This is a genomic window from Vibrio sp. M250220 (assembly GCF_036533795.1).
In the GTDB taxonomy this organism is placed as follows: domain Bacteria; phylum Pseudomonadota; class Gammaproteobacteria; order Enterobacterales; family Vibrionaceae; genus Vibrio.
The window spans coordinates 1-2,479 of sequence record NZ_JATABI010000106.1 but is presented as its reverse complement, the minus strand read 5'-3'; the positions used below and the strand labels follow the sequence as shown (position 1 = coordinate 2,479).

Sequence of the window (2,479 nt, the reverse complement as noted above, 5' to 3'; positions counted from 1 at the left end):
TTCAAGTGATGACGAGTACCGGTCGAGTTTATAATAAACCAGAGCATCGGATGACTTTCGAAGGGATACTGTTTCGAATGAGAACTGGCGTGCCATGGAGAGATTTACCTTCTGAATTCGGTGAGTGGAGTACCGTTTATAGACGCTTCAACCTTTGGTCTAGAAAAGGCATTTTAAAACTACTTTTCAATCAGTTATCTAACATGGCTGATTTTGAATGGGTCTTTCTAGACGGTTCAATTGTCCGTGCTCATCAGCATAGTACTGGTGCGGCAACACCAGATAGCGAGTGCATTGGAAAGAGTCGTGGCGGTAATTCAACTAAGATCCATCTAGCTGTAGACAGTGGTGGATTACCTATCTGTTTTGACCTTTCTGAGGGGCAACGACACGATATTGTCCATGCCGAAAGCCTTGTAGAACAGTTAGATGAAGTGAATACCATTGTTTGTGACAAAGGCTATGATAGTGACCCCTTTCGACATTTTGTCCAATTAAAAGGTGGAACAACCGTCATAGCTAAACGCAACTATGGGCAAGATATAGACAAGGAAAGTATGGATTGGTGTCTATATAAGTATCGTCATTTAGTTGAAAATGCATTTGCTAAAATCAAGCATTATCGAGCAATATCCACTAGATATGACAAGTTGAAAAGGAACTATGCCAGCATGGTATCGCTGGCATTTATGTTAATGTGGCTAACAATGTATTGCTGAGCATAAAACGTACAGCAAAGATCAACACGCCCTAATGACAACGCCATCGATACGGACTGAACGAGACTTGAGCTCAAAGAGTTGCTCTTCTGCTCCGGAATAGATTTCACACATCGCTTTCCTAACCCAGCTGTTTTTTCTTAGCATAGTGAATTTCGCGCAAAACTCACTACGCCTTTGGTCTAGCTTATTAGTGCGTGGAACTGTGCCAGCCAAGCCGGATGAGCGGGCCAAGCCGGTGCTGTAACAAATAAGCCATCCGTGAGTGCTTGATCCATTTCTAGCTCTGCATATTGCGCTCCGGCGAGGGTGACTTCAGTAGCGCAAGCTGGATAGGCCGAGATGGATTTTCCTTGAATAACATTTGCTGCAGCCAGTAATTGAGCGCCGTGGCAGATCGCGGCGATAGGCTTGTCTTGTGCCACAAAGCTCTGAACAATCTCAATCACTTGAGGGTTAAGGCGTAAGTATTCCCTCGAAATCATGGATCGCGGTTTTAATGGTTTCACCACTCTGCTTTCCAGGGCAAACGACTTTGACTTGATGCCCAACCATTTGTAATGCTTGAAACGGCACCATCAGTTCATAGTCTTCAACAAAGTTACCGACGAGATATGACCAAATCGAGATTTGAAACTGGCATAAAGATCAAGTATTTACAATCAAATAGACCCAATGGGCAGATGTTCTTTAATATTTTGGCTACTGTTGCTGAGTTTGAAAGAGGCTTGATTCGTTTGAAAACCTGTGAAGGAATGAGCGATTGCTCAAGCTAAAGGAAATCAGCCCAAACTTTCAGTTAAACAGCAAAAGGAGTTGTGTCGAATACACGGAATAAGACAATACTCTAGCCGAGCTGTTTTCCGTATCACGGCCAACAGTATCTAGAACGCTTTCTCGCTATAAAGCCGAATCATAATGAATAAAAACAGGCAGGTATTGTCAATTAACGTAGGATATTTTCCGAACTCCCAATGCCCTTGATGGGCGCAAATAGTCAACAAGGAACTCACAATGTCAGTACAAGCAGAAGGTCGAGGTTTAATACACAAAGGTGATAGAACGACGACAGGAGGTGTCGTGACATCGGGTGTCGGTAATGTCATGTATGTGGGAGAAGGTGTCACGCAGATAAAAATGATAGCGACGTGTCCCGCTTGCAAAAAAGGGCAAGGGGAAATCATTCCTTTAGAAACGATTGCGGTCTTTGTCGATAATATTCAGGCTGCATTGCATGGTGATATCGTCGCTTGTGATTGTTCTTGGGGCTCAAATACGCTCATTGCTTCTGCTGGAGCGATGAAATTCTCTCAAAGTAATGGGCAGGTTTATGGATTTAAACCCCATGCCAGTCCACAAGAAATGGAGGCAACTTATCAGAGTGTCGCGAGTTCAATGGGAGGGCGTTATTTAAATGCGGGAACAACGGTTGTAGAGAAAAGAAAGCTAGATAATGAAGTTCTTAAAGCCACAGAAGAGCTTTTGATTTTTCTTCCTGCACTGAATTTGGAAACGTCAGTACATAGCCAAGCGATAAAAGAATTTAGTCAAGCATTCGACGTTATCTTGAAAGGGTATAACGGGGAAAATATTTCCTATGAGACTGGATATGACCTCATTCATCAAATCAAAAATGGCTTTATTGATGGGGGTGGCACGCTTAAAAAGCTCGAAGAAAATCGCTTATCACGCCGCACAGAAACGGTAGGTAATTTCTCTCACGGCGGCAGCTATCGACGTAATCTAGTGGTGAATAATGA

4 protein-coding genes and 1 pseudogene are annotated in these 2,479 nt (G+C 43.2%); 3 read left to right on the top strand and 2 right to left on the bottom strand.

Annotation, left to right across the window (positions count from 1 at the left end):
• A partial coding sequence (locus QTN94_RS19545; protein ID WP_331428602.1) for an IS5 family transposase occupies positions 1-719 on the top strand: 719 nt, incomplete at its 5' end.
• Between the two features lie 21 nt (positions 720-740).
• Here QTN94_RS19545 and QTN94_RS19540 read toward each other — a convergent pair.
• Positions 741-866, bottom strand: coding sequence for a hypothetical protein (locus tag QTN94_RS19540; protein ID WP_331428601.1), 126 nt, complete (start codon positions 864-866; stop codon positions 741-743).
• 35 nt (positions 867-901) lie between these two features.
• Positions 902-1,298 (bottom strand): annotated as a pseudogene (locus QTN94_RS19535) (DJ-1/PfpI family protein).
• Between QTN94_RS19535 and QTN94_RS20695 the strand changes: the two are divergent.
• Both QTN94_RS20695 and QTN94_RS19530 read left to right on the top strand, forming a co-directional pair.
• The gene (locus tag QTN94_RS20695) at positions 1,280-1,495 is read left to right on the top strand and encodes a recombinase family protein (protein ID WP_443088814.1); all 216 of its coding nucleotides are present in this window, start codon (positions 1,280-1,282) and stop codon (positions 1,493-1,495) included. The pseudogene QTN94_RS19535 and the gene QTN94_RS20695 sit on opposite strands and share 19 nt — an antisense overlap.
• A gap of 238 nt (positions 1,496-1,733) precedes the next feature.
• A partial coding sequence (locus QTN94_RS19530; protein ID WP_331428600.1) for a PAAR domain-containing protein occupies positions 1,734-2,479 on the top strand: 746 nt, incomplete at its 3' end.

Coding starts and splice junctions, on each gene's coding strand:
- QTN94_RS19540 (WP_331428601.1), bottom strand. CDS start 866: ATGCTAAGAAAAAACAGCTGGGTTAGGAAAGCGATGTGTGAAATCTAT.
- QTN94_RS20695 (WP_443088814.1), top strand. CDS start 1,280: ATGCTTGAAACGGCACCATCAGTTCATAGTCTTCAACAAAGTTACCGA.